This is a genomic window from Microbacterium sp. FG3 (assembly GCF_057809335.1).
In genome coordinates, this window is sequence record NZ_JBMDJT010000071.1 from 1 (window position 1) to 1,590 (window position 1,590).

Annotated in this window: 1 rRNA gene; it reads right to left on the bottom strand. The window is 56.1% G+C overall.

Features of this window, described 5'->3' with window-relative positions:
* Positions 1-48: 48 nt before the first annotated feature.
* Positions 49-1,573: ribosomal RNA gene (locus ACODR5_RS13480) — 16S ribosomal RNA — on the bottom strand.
* Positions 1,574-1,590 lie beyond the last annotated feature (17 nt).

The following is a 1,590-nucleotide window of genomic DNA, read 5'->3' on the forward strand; positions in this document are numbered from 1 at the left end:
TGATGATCCGGCGCCTGGACACCCCAGAGGGTGCCAGATGCTCCTTAGAAAGGAGGTGATCCAGCCGCACCTTCCGGTACGGCTACCTTGTTACGACTTAGTCCTAATTACCGATCCCACCTTCGACGGCTCCCTCCACAAGGGTTAGGCCACCGGCTTCAGGTGTTACCGACTTTCATGACTTGACGGGCGGTGTGTACAAGACCCGGGAACGTATTCACCGCAGCGTTGCTGATCTGCGATTACTAGCGACTCCGACTTCATGAGGTCGAGTTGCAGACCTCAATCCGAACTGGGACCGGCTTTTTGGGATTCGCTCCACCTCACGGTATTGCAGCCCTTTGTACCGGCCATTGTAGCATGCGTGAAGCCCAAGACATAAGGGGCATGATGATTTGACGTCATCCCCACCTTCCTCCGAGTTGACCCCGGCAGTATCCCCTGAGTTCCCACCATTACGTGCTGGCAACAGAGAACGAGGGTTGCGCTCGTTGCGGGACTTAACCCAACATCTCACGACACGAGCTGACGACAACCATGCACCACCTGTATACGAGTGTCCAAAGAGTTGACTATTTCTAGCCCGTTCTCGTATATGTCAAGCCTTGGTAAGGTTCTTCGCGTTGCATCGAATTAATCCGCATGCTCCGCCGCTTGTGCGGGTCCCCGTCAATTCCTTTGAGTTTTAGCCTTGCGGCCGTACTCCCCAGGCGGGGAACTTAATGCGTTAGCTGCGTCACGGAGACCGTGGAAAGGCCCCCACAACTAGTTCCCAACGTTTACGGGGTGGACTACCAGGGTATCTAAGCCTGTTCGCTCCCCACCCTTTCGCTCCTCAGCGTCAGTTACGGCCCAGAGATCTGCCTTCGCCATCGGTGTTCCTCCTGATATCTGCGCATTCCACCGCTACACCAGGAATTCCAATCTCCCCTACCGCACTCTAGTCTGCCCGTACCCACTGCAGGCTGGAGGTTGAGCCTCCAGTTTTCACAGCAGACGCGACAAACCGCCTACGAGCTCTTTACGCCCAATAATTCCGGATAACGCTTGCGCCCTACGTATTACCGCGGCTGCTGGCACGTAGTTAGCCGGCGCTTTTTCTGCAGGTACCGTCACTCTCGCTTCTTCCCTGCTAAAAGAGGTTTACAACCCGAAGGCCGTCATCCCTCACGCGGCGTTGCTGCATCAGGCTTTCGCCCATTGTGCAATATTCCCCACTGCTGCCTCCCGTAGGAGTCTGGGCCGTGTCTCAGTCCCAGTGTGGCCGGTCACCCTCTCAGGCCGGCTACCCGTCGACGCCTTGGTGAGCCATTACCTCACCAACAAGCTGATAGGCCGCGAGCCCATCCCCAACCGAAAAATCTTTCCCACCACAGAACATGCGTTCATGGTGCATATCCGGTATTAGCAGCCGTTTCCGGCTGTTATCCCAGAGTCAGGGGCAGGTTGCTCACGTGTTACTCACCCGTTCGCCACTGATCCACTCCAGCAAGCTGGAGCTTCACCGTTCGACTTGCATGTGTTAAGCACGCCGCCAGCGTTCATCCTGAGCCAGGATCAAACTCTCCGTAAAAAACGAATGCCACAACA